Here is a 16935-nt window from a genome sequence, read left to right as displayed (position 1 = left end):
ATTTTCACGAAAAAAAGCTGTGGACATTTCCACAGCTTAAAATACATACCATTAAGATAGCCCTAAATAACTATCCTGTAAATATAACAACGGTATTTTATAGCTTTGTATCTCCATAGATTGCTTTAAATAAATCTATAACAAACAAAGGTATAAAACTACCTCTTTTTTCAAAGATCTATTTAAATATAAAATTTAATCTATTTAGATACTACCACGCTCATAAAATACCTCTCTATTTTTATTTTAATGAAATCTATCTTTATTGATTATATTATATGTATGTGTATATTGTCAACTAATTTATTTTTTACATATTTCTTTTTATGATTGAATTGTGATAATGTCTTAGTATACCGCATTTGATTATGTCCCAAATAAATAAGTTTATAGTATAATAAAACCTCATGACTAAGAAGTGAGGTGGACAAAATCAGAAAGGTAGTTTTAACAATGAATGAGAATGCAAAATATAACATAATCAAGAAATTAGTAGAGAGCAATGGTAACAAGCAAAGAGCTGCTGTACAGATTAACTGTACTGTTAGGCACATTAACAGAATGATTAAAGGGTATAAAGAGCAGGGAAAAGCCTTTTTTATACATGGAAATCGTGGTAAAAAACCTGTCCATGCTTTAGATAATTCTACAAAACAGACTATTGTTGACTTATATCGAACAAAATATGAAGGCACCAATTTAACTCATTTTTCAGAACTCTTAAAAGAATTTGAAGGAATCAAAGTTTCATCAAACACTATACGTTCCATCCTTTTGCAGGAATTCATCCTGTCTCCTAAGGCAAAACGTTCTTCTAAGAAGGCTCTATACACTAAACTTAAAGATATGCAAAAATCTACAAAGTCAAAAAAGCAGGCTAGTGTTATTCAAAGTTCTATTCTTGCTATCGAAGATGCTCATCCTAGGCGTCCGAGATGTGCCTACTTTGGAGAAATGCTTCAGATGGATGCTTCTCTTCATCCTTGGTTTGGTGGAGAAAAAAGTCAGCTTCATATAGCTGTAGATGATGCCACAGGTGCTATTGTAGGTGCTTATTTCGATGTTCAAGAAACGCTAAATGGATATTACCATGTACTTGAGCAAATATTGAAAACCTATGGTATTCCTTATATGTTTTACACCGATAGGCGTACAGTTTTTGAGTATAAACAAAAGAAATCCCCTTCTATCGAAGAGGACACTTTTACCCAATTCGGTTATGCCTGCAAGCAGTTAGGAATTGAGATTAAAACCAGCAGCATTCCACAAGCCAAGGGGCGTGTGGAACGAATGTTTCAAACACTGCAATCACGACTTCCTATCGAATTGCGTTTAGCTGGTATAAGCACGATTGAGCAGGCAAATGAATTTTTAAACTCCTACATAAAAAAATTCAATGCTCGATTTGCTTTACCTGTTGATAATATCAAATCTGTATTCGAAACGCAACCTGATATTGAGAAAATCAATTTAATTCTTGGTGTACTTGCTAGTAGGAAAGTAGACAATGGGAGTTGTGTAAAATACAATAAAGGATATTATCTTCCAGTAGATGCTAATGGTCACCCAGTATATTACCATAAAGGTACCTGCGGTATAGTAATAAAGGCATTTAACAATGATCTATATTTTTGTGCAAACGAAAAAGTTTATGCACTTGAATTGCTTCCGGATCATGTTCCTTCATCAAAAAATTTTGATCTTGCGAAGACCTCAAAAACTCCAAAGAAACACTATATACCGCCGATGAGTCACCCATGGAAGCAGGCTTCATTTGAACATTATTGCAATAAGCAGGCTCATAGACAAAAAGAAAACATAGCTTAAAGAACTAAAAAGCCCTTTTACTTAAAAAACTTTAAGTTGATGGATGTGTTTGCTATACCTAAAAATAATGTTATAAGCGTAACAAAGCACCAGCTATTGCTGGTGCTAATAATTAAAACTTTTTGGGACATTTTCAAAATTAGTTGACACTAATTTATTTTTTACATATTTCTTTTCCAACCTGAATTATATCTAAATAATTTTGAAGGTCTATGCCCAGCATCCTTTGTAAACTGATTCGTTTCAATAACCATATTTGCAACTTTTCTTCTAAATGCAGCTGCTAAAAGTTCTTTTCCTTGTATAACCTCATAAACCTGCTGAAGTTCAGTTAACGTAAATAATTCTGGCATAAGATTAAAGGCTAAACTTGTATATTCAATTTTATTTCTTAACCTGCTAATAGCATATTCAATAAACTTACCATGATCAAAAGCAATACCTGTAGATTCCATAATTTCTCTACTTACTTTACCGTCTGGATTTTCTATAATTTTTATCTTGGCAGACAATTCCTCATTTTCATTCCAAAGTTTTATTTGTACTATCTGTTCGTAAATATACCCTTTTTCCACTGCTTCCTTTTTCTCCTGAAGCAAATTGTAACTGACATTAAACCATGCTGCATCTTCTTCATCACTGCCAGCTTTAATGCTTAATGAACTGCTGTCCACAAGTGCCATATAAGAAGAACTTATTACCCTAGTTCTAGGATCTCTATCAACTTCTCCCCAGGTATATAACTGTTCCATATAAATATCATCAATATTAGTTTCTGCTCTTAATACACGTAAAGCTGCTTCATCTAAGCTTTCATTAATACCTACAAATCCACCAGGAAGTGCCCATTTCCCAATGCATGGATGATCTCCTCTCTTTACTAAAAGAATCTTTAAAGATTTTTCTGGAAGCTTCCTGTAATTTTCTTTTTTTTCGTTCATTACTGTAAAAATCAACATATCTACAGTAAGAGATGGTTTTTCATATATACTATCATCATATTGCTTTAAAAACTCTTCTTCAGTTAATCCTTGTTTATTTTTAATATCCACATATTTCATATTATCACTCCGAGTTTACTTTTAATTTTTATGATATTATCACCTTATTATTAACATAATATACTTAAAATTTTTTATTGTCAACGATATGCTTGACACATTTTATCAAACATGTTATTATTTCGATATCGTATTAATTCTATGACGTAATATTTCGAAAGGAAATGATTGAATTATGGATAAGATAAGTGAAGAACAATATCAAAAATTTGATACTATTATGCACAAAATATATAAACGTTTGGTACAATTACATGGCGATATAGATACAATGTTTCCTAATGGTATAACAAGCAGTGAACTAAGTGTATTAAAAGTAGCTAATAAATATCCCGATGCTGTTTTAAAAGAAATTAGTAAGTATCTAGATTTACCCGGAAGTACTCTTACTAGTATAGTTGACAGACTTGAAAAACGTAACTTAGTTAAACGAGTTATAAGCAAAAAAAATAGACGCTCTTATGTACTAGAATTAACAAAGGAAGGCATTAAAATAAGTGATCTGCACGAAACTTGTGAACAAGAATTATGGAAAAGGGTACTTGGTTCCTTAAGTGAAAATAGTGAAAGAGATACTCTAATTAATTTATTAGATAAAATCTATAAGGGAATAGAATGATTGGAGAGATGTATATGAAAAAAGCTATCGTCATAGGTGCTACATCTGGAATGGGAAAAGAAATTGCCAAAGAGCTAGCTGAAAATGGCTATATAGTTGGACTAGCCGGAAGAAGAGAAGAACGCCTTATAGAACTTCAAAAATCCATACCAACTAAAACATTTATAAAACGAATAGACGTTTGTAAAACTGATAACGCCACTGAACTTTTAAAAGAACTCATCAAGGAAATGGAAGGTTTGGATTTAATTATTATCTCATCAGGTGTTGTGAGGCCAAATTATGAACTTAATTGGGACAAGGAAAAAGAAACTATAGACACAAATATATTAGGCTTTACATCCATGGTCAATGTAGCTGCTCAATGCTTTATTCATCAAAATCATGGACATATAGTTGGTATTTCTTCTACCTCAGCACTTATATATAGTGACAGAACTAATGCATATTGTGCATCAAAAGCTTTTGTTTCAAGTTATTTAAGAGGACTAAGAATATTGTTTACTAAATCAAATAAAAATATATATGTAACAGAAGTACTGCCAGGATGGGTTTATACAGAAATGACTAAAAATGCTGATAAATCAAAAGTTTTCTGGGCAATTACTGCTGATAAAGCAGCCAATCAAATATATGATGCTATAGTAAACAAGAAGGAAAAAATATATGTTTCTAAAAGGTGGCGTATTTTAGCTTGGCTTATTAATATACTTCCTGAAAGATTTAAAGTAAAATGATATCATATTCCAGCCAGCACTGCGTTCTAGCTGGGATGTGAAATCAGCTTCTATTTTTCAATTCCTATTTGTTTTACTAATTTTAAAACCTTTTCTGATAATTGTACCTCAAATAACAGTTCACTATTATTAAAGTCAATATTCGTTAACTCTATAATACGTTTAATTCTATATTTTAAAGTATTATAATGAATGTGAAGAGCTTTTGAAGTTAAAGTAACATCCTGATTATGTTTTAAATAAGCACACAATGTTTTAAAAAAATCGCTGTTCTTTTCCTCATCAATATGAATTAGAAGTTTTACAATTGGGTGAACAAGGATTTTAAGGTGTGCTTTATCTCCAAAACTTAAAATCATATGCGTTACTATAAAGTCATTATAATTTAAAATTCGCTCAGGACTATGTATTTGATTTCCAATTGATAAACTAGTAATAGTTTGCTTATAATATTCTGCTAAATCATATAAATTATGAAAAACCTTACTGATACCAGCCCTACAATTGTGTTTCTCTAGTAATTTGCCAAATAAGTTCAGTTCATTTTCATTAAATATATTTTCTCCTTTAACATCCAGTAAAACCACAATATATTTATCATAAATGATTACTGTATCTCTGTTAAAATAATTTTGCATTTTTCTTTTCAAATAATAGATTTTATCATCATTTCTATTTATATCATTTAATTCAATGGCAATAACATATAAATTATCATAAAGTTTTAAATTGAATGCTCTTGCACGTTCACTAATGGCATCATGGTCATATAATTTTTGATTAAGCAGTGCCGTAATAAATGAATCCACTAAAGGATTAGTGGATGAAAAACTTTCATTAAATCCCTTAATCGTTAAAGAAAGAAATCTACAAAGAGTAATTAACATTTGTTCATCATATTTTGTAATTGGCTTATTGTATTCTAACATTTTCAAATATGCTAAAGGTTGTTTATTTTTTAAGACTCTTCCTACCAATTGTCTATGATTTAGTAATCCGGATTCCCATAAAATTAAATCTGGATTTTCATTGTGCTCACTTTCTATATCTCTATCAACTTTATTTTCCATAATTGAATTAACATACGCTTCAGTTACATAGCCTTTTGAAAGTGTCCATTCCCACAGTGGTTCATTTTTTATAGTATTTCCTCCAGCATGGGCCATAAAGCAAAGAGAAATATCCACTAATAATAAAGGGTTGCCTAAAGTTTCATACCCAACGTCCAAAAGCTGCTGGATAGTTGTACCCTCTTGGCAAAGTTCTAACAATTTATTTGTGAAATTAACCATTCTAATCTCCATATCAAATAAGTTCTGCAAGATGTCTATGATAAAGGTAATGTCGCTCTTGTTAGAAACTAAAATGATATTAGAAGTACTTTCTTGCTTGTATAAAGAAGATAATGGGATATCTTCATATAACATATAGTTTGCTCTAGTAGAAGAAGGCATTTCTGCCAGGTTGGACACTTTCCCTATATACAAATAATCAGAAAGATATACTGAAACATCTTTATTTAAATATCGAAATCCTATCAATTCACAATTTTCTTTAAGATGGACTTTTATGCTGAATTTATCAAGTAATCCAGTAATTGTAGAAAATTGTACAGACATAATTATCCCTTCTTTGTTGAAATATTAACTATCTTACTAATCTAATCATAGCAGAAATTAACATAGTAAACAATTGCATAAGCAATAATATCCAATTCATACTTGTAAAAAATCACAAATCATATAATTCAAATTCTCAAACCTCGACGAAGATATTGAAAATATACAGTGTTATAATTTTCTTAAGGTTGATAAAAAAATAACAATAATTGCTTGGAGGGATAAACATGATAAGAAGATATGGTCAGCTATGTACAGTCGCTTACGGCGCTGGTGCAATTAATTCAACGGGAGAAATTGCAAAAGAATTAGGGTTTACAAAAGTAATGATTGTAACAGATAAACAAGTCGAAGCTTTAGGACATTCTCAAAAATCAATAGATAGCTTAAAAAAAGCAAATATAGAAACTGTCATATTTAATGGTGTAGAGATGGATGCGCCTGATTACACAGTAGAAGCTGGTGGTAATATGGCAAAGAAAGAACACGTAGATGGTATTATCGGTGTAGGTGGAGGAAGTGTGCTGGACACAGCAAAAGGAATAGCTTGTTTTGCTGCAAACGAAATCACAGTTAGTGATATGATACATCATGCACCTATGAAAAATCCACCAGTAAAATTTATTTTAATACCAACCACACCAGGCACTGGCTCAGAATGTACCTTTGTAGCTGTCATTACAGATACTAAAAATCACGAAAAAGTTGGATGCTTTTCTGTACCATCTTTTTCAATTTTAGATCCAGAACTTACTCTCAGCTTGCCAAAGGACATAACAGTTTATACAGGCATGGATGCTTTTTCACACTGTACTGAATCCTTAACAAGCATGCAGCCAAATCCACATTCTGATTTACTTGCTTATGATGCAATTGAAAGAATTGTAAATTGGCTTCCTGTTGCATATAAAGAACCAGGTAATTATGAAGCTAGAGATAATTTGGCTTTAGCAAGCAATTTTGCAGGTAAATCCTTCAATGATTCTACAGTTCATGTTGGACATGCTATTGCACATTCCTTTGGAGCTAATTTTCACATTCCACATGGCATAGGTTGTGCATTAGTAACACCTACTGTAATAGAATTAACAGCTCCAAAATTTCCTAAAAAAATTAAAAAAGTAGGTAAAATCATGGGGATTATAGTTGAGAGTGAAGATGGTGTTGCAATTGGAAAAGCAGTTGCAGATGGTATTCGTAAATTTATGAAATCACTAAAAGTTCCTTCTTGTAAAGAGCTGGGACTTACAAAAGAAGATGTTTTAAATTGTACAGATTATGTACTTAGTGAGCCTTTACGTAATTTTGCTGGCGTTCCTGTAACAGATGAAATGGTTCCAAAGTTGCTTGAAAAAATCTATGACACATATCAATAAAAAAAATATGGGAGGATTTACTTATGAGTTATGAAAATTTATTATCTCCAATAAATATTGGAAGTTTAAAAATACGAAACCGTGTTGTAATGGGAGCCATGGGATCAGCAACTGCAAATGAAAATGCAACAATTTCTGAATGTGAATGTGCATACTACGCTGAACGAGCTAAGGGTGGAGTAGGACTTATTATCAATGAAGTCACTCGAGTAAACAACGATACTGGAATTATGATGCCCCGCCAATCTTCTGCAGCTACTGATGAATGTATTCCAGGCCTTAGAAAACTTGCAAATGCAGTACATTATTATGATGGTGCTATCTTCATTCAATTACATCATCCAGGACGTCAAACTGTATGTGAAGTAATTGGCGGAAAACCAACAATTTCTCCAAGCGGAATTAAAAGTATGCTAACTCAGGCACCTTGTCGTGAAATGACAAATGCAGAAGTAAAGAGTCTTGTACAAGATTTTATAAATGCAGCAGAAAGATGTTACAAAGCTGGTATTGATGGTGTTGAACTTCATGCAGCACATGGATATATGCTAAATCAATTTCTTTCTCCATTTACAAACAAACGAACTGATGAATACGGCGGAAGTACCGAAAATAGATCCCGTATTATTAAAGAAATTATACAGGGAATTCGCCAGCGAGTTGGCCGTGAATATCCAGTAATTATGAGAATCTCTGCAGATGAATTTTTAAGAGACTCTGTATTTCCAATTAAGGAAGATGGATTATTGTTAGACGAAGCTGTTGAAATCTGTAAATATCTTGTACCTTTTGGATTGGATGCCATAAACGTATCTGCTGGAATTTATGAAACAATGAATAAAGCTTGGGAACCTACTTCTTATCCAGAAGGATGGAAAATATATTTAGCAGAAGCTGTTAAAAAAGCAGTTGATGTACCTGTATTTGGAGTAGGTACCATCCGTAATCCTGATTTCGCTGAAAAAATTATTTCAGAAGGAAAAGTAGATTGCGTAACAATTGCCAGAGGCTTACTTGCTGATCCCGATTGGGTAAAGAAAACTGCCGAAGGCAGAGTAGATGAAATTCGAAGATGTATTTCATGTTTAAATTGCATGGATTCCATGGCAGTTAACGGTATGAAAGGTGAGCCATTTTCTTGTGCAATTAATGCAAGAGCTGCTCGTGAATGGTTTTATAATAGTTCCAGACAAGACGGAAATGGACGTATGGTAGTTGTTATAGGTGGAGGTCCATCCGGAATGGAAGCAGCACGTGTTCTAGCAGAACGTAAATTCAAAGTAATATTGTTTGAAAAAAATTCAGAACTTGGCGGACAATTATGTTTAGCAAACAAGCCACCTCACAAAGAAAAAATTAATTGGCTTATTAAATATTTTGAAATTCAATTAAAGAAATTAGGTGTTGAAGTTCATTTAAATACACCAGCAACAATAGAATCTATTAAAAAATTGAATCCATATGCAGTGTTTATAGGCACAGGCTCCACGTCTATAGTGCCTAAATCTATTCCTGGTGTACAAGGTAAAAATGTTTGTACAAGTTCTGATATTTTATCAGGAAAAGTTAAAATTTCAAATAAAAAAGTAGCAGTTATAGGTTCTGGTATGACTGGACTTGAAACAGCTGAATTATTAGGCACAATGAACAATAAAGTATACGTTATAGAAATGATGGATAAAATTGGTCCTGATGCTAGCTGGCAAAACTTAACTGATATACAAGGCAGATTAGAAAAAATGAACACCTCTTTCATGCCATCTCACAAATTAGTAGATATTACAGACGAGTCAGTTATATTAGAAGAAAAAGATGGAGAAAAAGAGAAGCTTCCAGTCGAATATGTAGTACTTTCTTTAGGAGTACATGCTGATCAAACTTTAGCAGAGAAATTAAATGCAAATTTCCACAATGTAATTAAAATTGGTGACACTGCACAAGTTGGCAGGATTGCAAATGCAGTATCTACAGCATTTGCAGAAGCTTATAAATTAAACTAATAAATGTATTAGAATTGCTACTAAATCAAGTGATTCTTAGGTTCAGATGGAGTTTGCTTATAAGGATAACTTTCTCCAGCTGAACCTTAGAAGAACTTATCCAGGTGCGTAGCAGTGCTTATCCCCCACTTTGATAGCAGATGGGAGTGTTAGCAATGGTAGCGATCGGATAAATACTATGGGACTGCTGCACTAAGTAATTTACACACAATATGTTGTAGAATTTGCTCTTAGTGCAGCACACTCTTTTTAAAATTTTAACCTAAATACTGTTTTATATTTCTTACATTTTTCAAGAGTCAAAGTTCCTCCATGCTTTTGTACTATTTTATTTGCAATAGAAAGTCCAAGTCCCGTACCACCTTTTGTATACCTTGACTTGTCTCCTCTTACAAAAGGTTCAAATATATATTTTTTTAGATTTTCATCAATACCAACTCCATCATCTGCAATTATAAGTTGTATTTTTGAATTGCCATAAGTTAACTCTATTTTTGCCTTTGTCCCAGCTTCATTATACTTTAATATATTAGATATAATATTTGAGATAGCCCTTTCCATCTCTATTTTATCAAATTCATATATAATTTCATTGTCTGGTAAATTTATTTCAAGTTCAAAATTTTTTTCTTCAAATTCATTATAGTATTCAGATACTATTTCTCGTACAAACTCACAAAAGTCGTATTTTCCCTTGCTTATTAAAAACTTGCTATTATCAAGTTTTGTAAACTCATGAAGATTTTCAATTAGAGAAACTGTTCTCTTTGATTTATTGTATATTATGTTTAAATACTGTTTAATCTTTTTATCATTTTCTACCACACCGTCATTAAGTGCCTTAGAATACCCCATAATAGAAGTTAATGGCGTTTTTAAATCATGGGATATATCTGATAAAAGCTGTTGTTTCAAATTTTCCATCCTGCTTCTTTCAAATATTGAAGCTTCAATTTTTTCAGCCATAAAATTAAAAGCATCTCTTATTTCTCCAAATTCATTTTCTGCATTAAAATTAATCCTTGTTGAATAATCTTCTTCAGTCATTCTCTTTATACCCTGCAATATTTTTTTTAATGGCATAACTACTTTTTTAGTAGTTAAATAAGCATATAAAAATACGGATACTATTAAAAACACTATAATTATAAATATGCCTACCAATATATAAATTGCAGCTTTCTTAATATACTTGTCCGGGGAAGGTGCTATGTCCACATTTAATGTCACTATTCCAGGAGGCACTTTCACAATGCAATAAAGATCTTGACCATTACTATTAAAAGCTGTAACAGAATAAAAATAAGAAGTGCCACTTTTTAAGTTATTATAGGATAGATCCATAAAATTTAAAAGTTCATTTTCAGTATAACTTGTTACCTTATCTTTTTTAGTTCCTATAACATAGATAACCTTTTTATTTGAATTAAGTATCTCAACCCAACCTTTTGATGCAACAATTTTTGATGCATCAATTTTTTTATAATCACTTTTTACTATTTTCGATGCCATAAAAAATTTCTGAGTATCTTTTACGTAGTCTTCTGATGAAACCATCTTTCCTATGCTAAAAATCATAAAACCTATAGTTCCTGATAAAACAAGCAGCATTAAAAATACAAATATAATATAATTTTTAAACATAGTAATATATAATCTCTTAAATCTTTTTCTTAGGTTTTTTAATGTTTCAAAAAACATATATGATACACTCCATACCCTGATTACTTTTTACTTTCAAATTTATATCCAAGTCCCCTTATAGTTTTTAAATACACTGGGTTTTTGGAATCTTCTTCAATTTTATCTCGCAATTTGCTAATGTGAACCATTATTGTATTGTCATCACCATAAAAGGGTTCATTCCATACAGACTCAAAGATCTGCTTTTTAGTAAAAACTTTTTTAGGATTGCCCATTAAAAGTAACAAGAGCTTGTACTCTGTGGATGTAATTGATATAGGTTTATCACCTTTATAAATGACACAAGAATTAGTATCGAGTTTTAACTCTCCAACTACTATAGTTTCCGTATGCTTTTCTTCATTACAATTAAATTCAGAGCATCTTCTAAGCTGTGCCTTTACCCTTGCCATTACTTCCAGTGGATCACAAGGTTTAGTTATATAATCATCTGCCCCAAGTTCAAGTCCTAATATCTTATCGCTTATTTCACTTTTAGCTGACATAACAATTACAGGGATTTTATATTTTTCTCTTATTTTTTTTATAAGCTGATATCCGTCCATATTTGGCATCATTATATCAATTATTGCAATATCAATTGCTCCTTCTTTTAAAATATCCAGTGCTGAAAATCCATCATAAGCTCCAAATACTTCGTAATTTTCCCTTTCAATATATAATGTCAGCAGTTCTATTATTTCTTGCTCATCATCAGCAATTAAAATTTTTTTCATATATACAAGCTTTCCTTTCCTTTAAAATGCTTTTCTACATTTTCTATAATTTCTATAAGAATATAAAACATATATAATAAATAATATAATACCTGCAATCATAAAGCTAGAATTAACATTTAATAAATTATTTCCGCTTCCACTGCTTTTCAAACCATTTATAAACGTAATAAAATTATTACACATATGTAGTATAATTGAAGGGACCAGCGACTTATACTTATATACAAGAAGAGCACAGCTTATTCCAAAAAGTAAAAGCATAGGGTTGATATTTAAATGCATAATGAAAAAAATAACTGAAGAAAACAATATTGATTTACCCATTCCATATTTATTGTACAGCCTACCCATAAGTACTCCTCTAAAAATAAATTCTTCTACTATAGGTACTATAATAACTGTTGACATGAAACTAATTCCTATAATAAAATTTGTATTTATTTTAGGAGATTTATTTACCAAATTTGACTGAACACTGCTTAACATAGTTGGGTTTATATAACTTACTAAAACCAACATTATCAAAATAAATCCTATGCCTCCCATATAAGTTATTATTAAATTCACTGGAAGCTCTAATAAAAATCCTTTTTTAGAAGGTTTCTTTACAAAATCATAGACATTTATATTATTACTTTTCATAAACTTTAAAGTAATCAGAAACCATAATACTGTTATTATAAGTGCACAAATTTCTATATAACTATCTGTCAAATGTACTTTAAAAATTTTCCCAAGTACTACAAGTATTCCTATACCTAACGCAAGTATGCAAAGCATTTTTAAAAATAAATATCTTGTCCTAGTCCCTTTAAGTAATTCAAAATCCATAAACATTCTCCTTTTATGCTGTAATTTCTTTATTCCAATTTGTCTTAACAAAATAAATACTCAAAGCTGTTCCTATAACAAAGCAAGCAATTCCAAGCGCAAGCAACAATGAATTAAAACTGTTTAAAGTAATGCTCTGTTTAGCTGTATTATTATCAATAAAAAATGATACAATTTGCAAAACAGAAACTATGAAATTATTTATAACATGGATTGATATAGTAACAAATATATTTTTTGTTTTCAAATATATAAGTGACATGCATATACCAAAAACAACTGCAGATATCATTCCCACTTCATAATGAATAGCTCCAAATAAAATGGAAGACAGTATCACTGCTTTTATAACTCCAATTTTTGTTCTTAGTCTGTTGAGTATAACCCCTCTAAATATAAGTTCTTCTACTACAGGTGCTATAAATGATGCTGCAATACCATTAATAATGATGCTGTATAAGGAACTTGTGTCAGTTTTATTTAGTTCTCCAAGCATTTCCTTCGTCATTGAAGGTGACAAACTAATTAAAGAATAAATTATAATTATAAAAAGTCCGATAGTTGTAGTAATATTTATTATAATACTAAGTGTTATATCTTTGATATTTAAATCTCTTTTCAAATCAAATATTTTATTTTTAACATCGCAGCACACTTTTCTCAATTCTAACACAAACCATACTAAAACCCCTAAATTACATAATAGTAAAAATAAATTTTCATCTAATATTCCAGTTGATTTTACAAAACTCAGCTCGGAAATTATACAGAAAAAAATTACTACAGCAGCATAAATCAGTACCACTTTTCTTATTTTCATAGTTTTAAAAAAATTATCCATATACATCCTACCTTTAAATTTAATTTTTACATATTTAAGTTTAAAGACGTATACTTTCATATCCCTTAACGAAACCTTAAAGTTCCCTTAATTTTAAAATGAAAAGATGGGGCGTTAAATAACACTTCATCTTTTCATCACCTTATTAAAAAAGAAACCATCACACTAATTCCTTAGTGTGATGGTTTCTTTTAGGATTACCTGGCAGCGACCTATTCTCCCACAGGGCCTCCCCTGCAGTACCATCGGCACTCTGAAGCTTAACCTTCCTGTTCGGTATGGAAAGGGGTGTTACCTTCACGTCATTACCACCAGATACCGATTTGTCAAAATCTTTGATTTTGGTATAAATCGGTACTCATCAGCTTTAGCTGATTGAGTCTCATTAAATTATCAAAAATTGCTATAAGCTTCTCATATTTTCGTCAAGGTCTTCCCTGCGGTGCTCATTTACACAAGTAAACTCTGCTCCTCGCTCAAACCTTTCCTCAATCTGCTCGCTTCTACCAATTTTCTTATATATTAACTTTTAAGAGTTCAAATTGCTCTGTCCTCTCAAAATTGCACAGTAAACTTTTTTCTTTCGCTTTTCATTTGGTCAAGCCCTCGACCTATTAGTATCAGTCAGCTTAACAGGTTACCCTGCTTACACCTCTGACCTATCTCCTCGTGTTCTTCGAGGGGTCTTACTAGCTTACGCTATGGGAAATCTTATCTTGAGGTGGGCTTCACACTTAGATGCTTTCAGCGTTTATCCCTTCCCAACTTGGCTACCCAGCTATGCTCCTGGCGGAACAACTGGTTCACCAGCGGTCGGTCCATCCCGGTCCTCTCGTACTAAGGACAGCTCCTCTCAAATTTCCTGCGCCCGCGACGGATAGGGACCGAACTGTCTCACGACGTTCTGAACCCAGCTCGCGTGCCGCTTTAATGGGCGAACAGCCCAACCCTTGGGACCTACTTCAGCCCCAGGATGCGACGAGCCGACATCGAGGTGCCAAACCTCCCCGTCGATGTGAACTCTTGGGGGAGATCAGCCTGTTATCCCCGAGGTAGCTTTTATCCGTTGAGCGATGGCCCTCCCACGAGGTACCACCGGATCACTAAGCCCGACTTTCGTCCCTGCTCCACTTGTTTGTGTCGCAGTCAAGCTCCCTTCTGCCTTTGCACTCTTCGAAGAATTTCTAACCCTTCTGAGGGAACCTTTGTACGCCTCCGTTACTTTTTAGGAGGCGACCGCCCCAGTCAAACTGCCCGCCTAACATTGTCCCGTCTCCAGTTTCATGGAGCCCGGTTAGAATCCCAGTACTGTCAGGGTGGTATCCCAACATCGACTCTGTAATGGCTGGCGCCACTACTTCCTAGTCTCCCACCTATCCTGTACAGACAATACCGAAATTCAGTGCTAAACTGCAGTAAAGCTCTACGGGGTCTTTCCGTCCAATCGCGGGTAGCAAGCATCTTCACTTGCACTTCAATTTCGCCGGATTTGTTGTCGAGACAGTGCTCAAATCATTACGCCATTCGTGCGGGTCGGAACTTACCCGACAAGGAATTTCGCTACCTTAGGACCGTTATAGTTACGGCCGCCGTTTACTGGGGCTTAAGTTCTGACCTTCGCTTACGCTTAGTCTTCCCCTTAACCTTCCAGCACCGGGCAGGCGTCAGCTCCTATACTTCAGCTTTCGCTTTAGCAGAAACCTGTGTTTTTGATAAACAGTTGCTTGAGTCTTTTCTCTGCGGCCACTTGCGTGGCTCCCCTTCTCCCTAAGTTACGGGGTTAATTTGCCTAGTTCCTTAACAACAATTCTTCCGATGGTCTTAGGATTCTCTCCTCACCTACCTGTGTCGGTTTGCGGTACGGGCACATAAAAACTCCATAGAGACTTTTCTTGGCAGCGTGAAATCAGGTACTTCCCCTTACGGGTTCCCCATAACACCTCATCATTGATATACCGGATTTTCCTGGTATACCTGACTCGGTGCTTAGACATACATCCAATTGTATGCACACCTTATCCTCCTGCGTCATCCCTTTTGTCAAACGCTTTTATGCGGTATCGGAATTTCAACCGATTGTCCATCACCTACGCCTTTCGGCCTCGGCTTAGGTCCCGACTTACCCTGGGCGGACGAACCTTCCCCAGGAAACCTTAGGTTTTCGACCAATAAGATTCTCACTTATTTCTCGCTACTTATGCCAGCATTCTCTCTCCTGTACAATCCACCGTTCCTTCCGGTACGACTTCTACTCATACAGGATGCTCCTCTACCACTCTTTCGAGTCCACAGCTTCGGTGGTAAGTTTTAGCCCCGGACATTTTCGGCGCATGATCTCTTGACTAGTGAGCTATTACGCACTCTTTAAATGAGTGGCTGCTTCTGAGCCAACATCCTAGTTGTCTTAGAAATCACACATCCTTTCCCACTTAACTTACACTTTGGGACCTTAGCTGGTGGTCTGGGCTGTTTCCCTTTTGACCACGGATCTTATCATTCGCAGTCTGACTGCCGGAATTCAAGTATATGGCATTCGGAGTTTGATAAGGTTCAGTAACTGTTGTCAGCCCCTACCCCATTCAGTGCTCTACCTCCATTACTCATTTCCGACGCTAGCCCTAAAGCTATTTCGAGGAGAACCAGCTATCTCCGAGTTCGATTGGAATTTCTCCGCTATCCACAGCTCATCCCATGGTTTTTCAACACCAACGTGGTTCGGTCCTCCACGGAATTTTACTTCCGCTTCAACCTGGCCATGGATAGGTCACTCGGTTTCGGGTCTACAACATACAACTTCGCGCCCTTTTCAGACTCGGTTTCCCTCCGGCTCCGTACCTTAAGTACTTAACCTTGCTGCACATCGTAACTCGCTGGCTCGTTCTACAAAAAGCACGCCGTCGTACTTTACGTACTTCGACTGTTTGTGGACACACGGTTTCAGGTTCTATTTCACTCCCCTCCCGGGGTTCTTTTCACCTTTCCCTCACGGTACTCCTTCTCTATCGGTCACCAGGTAGTATTTAGCCTTGGGAGGTGGTCCTCCCTGTTTCCCACAAGGTTTCTCGTGTCTCGTGGTACTCTGGATTAGATCTGACTGTTCTTTGCTTTCATTTACAGGGCTTTTACCTTCTCCGGCAGAGCCTTCCAGCTCTCTTCAATTAGCACTTCACAGTATTTATAATCTATCCGCAACCCCAGGAACAAGTTCCTGGTTTGGGCTCTTTCCCTTTCGCTCGCCGCTACTTAGAAAATCGATGTTTCTTTCTCTTCCTCCGGGTACTTAGATGTTTCAGTTCCCCGGGTTTGCCTCTACAAACCTATGTATTCAGTCTGCAGTACCTAGTGTTATCTAGGTGGGTTTCCCCATTCGGATATCTCTGGTTCTCTGGCTATTTGCGCCTACCCAGAGCTTTTCGCAGCTTATCGCGTCCTTCTTAGGCTCCTGGTGCCAAGGCATCCTCCATGCGCCCTTTGTAGCTTGACCTTTCATTATCGAAAATCGTCATTAACTTCGTCCAGCTTCGTCAAATACCTCATTCCGGTGCTCATTTACATAAGTAAACTCCGCTCCTCATTCGGTCTTTTCCTTGCTGTACTCGTT

General features: G+C 34.4%; 11 protein-coding genes and 2 rRNA genes. 5 read left to right on the top strand and 8 right to left on the bottom strand.

Features of this window, described 5'->3' with window-relative positions:
• Positions 1–453: 453 nt before the first annotated feature.
• On the top strand, positions 454–1827 hold the full coding sequence (locus tag DMR38_RS07675) for an ISNCY family transposase (RefSeq protein WP_127720638.1): 1374 nt from the start codon (positions 454–456) through the stop codon (positions 1825–1827).
• 161 nt (positions 1828–1988) lie between these two features.
• Here DMR38_RS07675 and DMR38_RS07670 read toward each other — a convergent pair whose 3' ends face one another.
• The gene (locus DMR38_RS07670; RefSeq protein WP_127720731.1) at positions 1989–2888 is read right to left on the bottom strand and encodes an NUDIX domain-containing protein; all 900 of its coding nucleotides are present in this window, start codon (positions 2886–2888) and stop codon (positions 1989–1991) included.
• Positions 2889–3063: 175 nt separating this feature from the next.
• Here DMR38_RS07670 and DMR38_RS07665 point away from each other — a divergent pair, with 175 nt between their 5' ends.
• The gene (locus tag DMR38_RS07665) at positions 3064–3507 is read left to right on the top strand and encodes a MarR family winged helix-turn-helix transcriptional regulator (protein ID WP_127720730.1); all 444 of its coding nucleotides are present in this window, start codon (positions 3064–3066) and stop codon (positions 3505–3507) included.
• Between the two features lie 14 nt (positions 3508–3521).
• Entirely contained in the window at positions 3522–4244 is a 723-nt protein-coding gene (locus DMR38_RS07660) for an SDR family NAD(P)-dependent oxidoreductase (protein ID WP_127720729.1), read from the top strand.
• Between the two features lie 50 nt (positions 4245–4294).
• Here the strand turns inward: DMR38_RS07660 and DMR38_RS07655 are convergent, their stop codons facing one another.
• On the bottom strand, positions 4295–5863 hold the full coding sequence (locus tag DMR38_RS07655; protein ID WP_127720728.1) for a helix-turn-helix domain-containing protein: 1569 nt from the start codon (positions 5861–5863) through the stop codon (positions 4295–4297).
• A gap of 227 nt (positions 5864–6090) precedes the next feature.
• Here DMR38_RS07655 and DMR38_RS07650 point away from each other — a divergent pair, with 227 nt between their 5' ends.
• Both DMR38_RS07650 and DMR38_RS07645 read left to right on the top strand, forming a co-directional pair.
• Positions 6091–7239 carry an iron-containing alcohol dehydrogenase gene (locus tag DMR38_RS07650; RefSeq protein WP_127720727.1) on the top strand — a complete coding sequence of 383 codons (1149 nt, stop codon included), beginning with the start codon at positions 6091–6093 and terminating at the stop codon, positions 7237–7239.
• 23 nt (positions 7240–7262) lie between these two features.
• Entirely contained in the window at positions 7263–9239 is a 1977-nt protein-coding gene (locus DMR38_RS07645) for an NAD(P)/FAD-dependent oxidoreductase (protein WP_127720726.1), read from the top strand.
• Between the two features lie 249 nt (positions 9240–9488).
• Here DMR38_RS07645 and DMR38_RS07640 read toward each other — a convergent pair whose 3' ends face one another.
• From DMR38_RS07640 to DMR38_RS07615, 6 genes are all read right to left on the bottom strand, one after another.
• The gene (locus tag DMR38_RS07640; RefSeq protein ID WP_127720725.1) at positions 9489–10940 is read right to left on the bottom strand and encodes a HAMP domain-containing sensor histidine kinase; all 1452 of its coding nucleotides are present in this window, start codon (positions 10938–10940) and stop codon (positions 9489–9491) included.
• A 23-nt stretch (positions 10941–10963) separates the two neighbouring features.
• Complete coding sequence (locus DMR38_RS07635) at positions 10964–11659, bottom strand: response regulator transcription factor (protein WP_127720724.1); 696 nt, start codon at positions 11657–11659, stop codon at positions 10964–10966.
• A gap of 21 nt (positions 11660–11680) precedes the next feature.
• Positions 11681–12493 (bottom strand): CPBP family intramembrane glutamic endopeptidase, encoded by an 813-nt coding sequence (locus DMR38_RS07630; RefSeq protein ID WP_127720723.1) that lies wholly within the window; start codon positions 12491–12493, stop codon positions 11681–11683.
• 13 nt (positions 12494–12506) lie between these two features.
• On the bottom strand, positions 12507–13334 hold the full coding sequence (locus tag DMR38_RS07625) for a CPBP family intramembrane glutamic endopeptidase (RefSeq protein ID WP_127720722.1): 828 nt from the start codon (positions 13332–13334) through the stop codon (positions 12507–12509).
• 199 nt (positions 13335–13533) lie between these two features.
• Positions 13534–13650, bottom strand: a 5S ribosomal RNA gene (rrf, locus tag DMR38_RS07620).
• 278 nt (positions 13651–13928) lie between these two features.
• A 23S ribosomal RNA gene (locus DMR38_RS07615) occupies positions 13929–16818 on the bottom strand.
• Between the last annotated feature and the right edge of the window lie 117 nt (positions 16819–16935).

It is taken from the genome of Clostridium sp. AWRP (assembly GCF_004006395.2).
Lineage (GTDB): Bacteria > Bacillota > Clostridia > Clostridiales > Clostridiaceae > Clostridium_B.
This window is presented reverse-complemented; position numbering and strand designations above follow the sequence as displayed.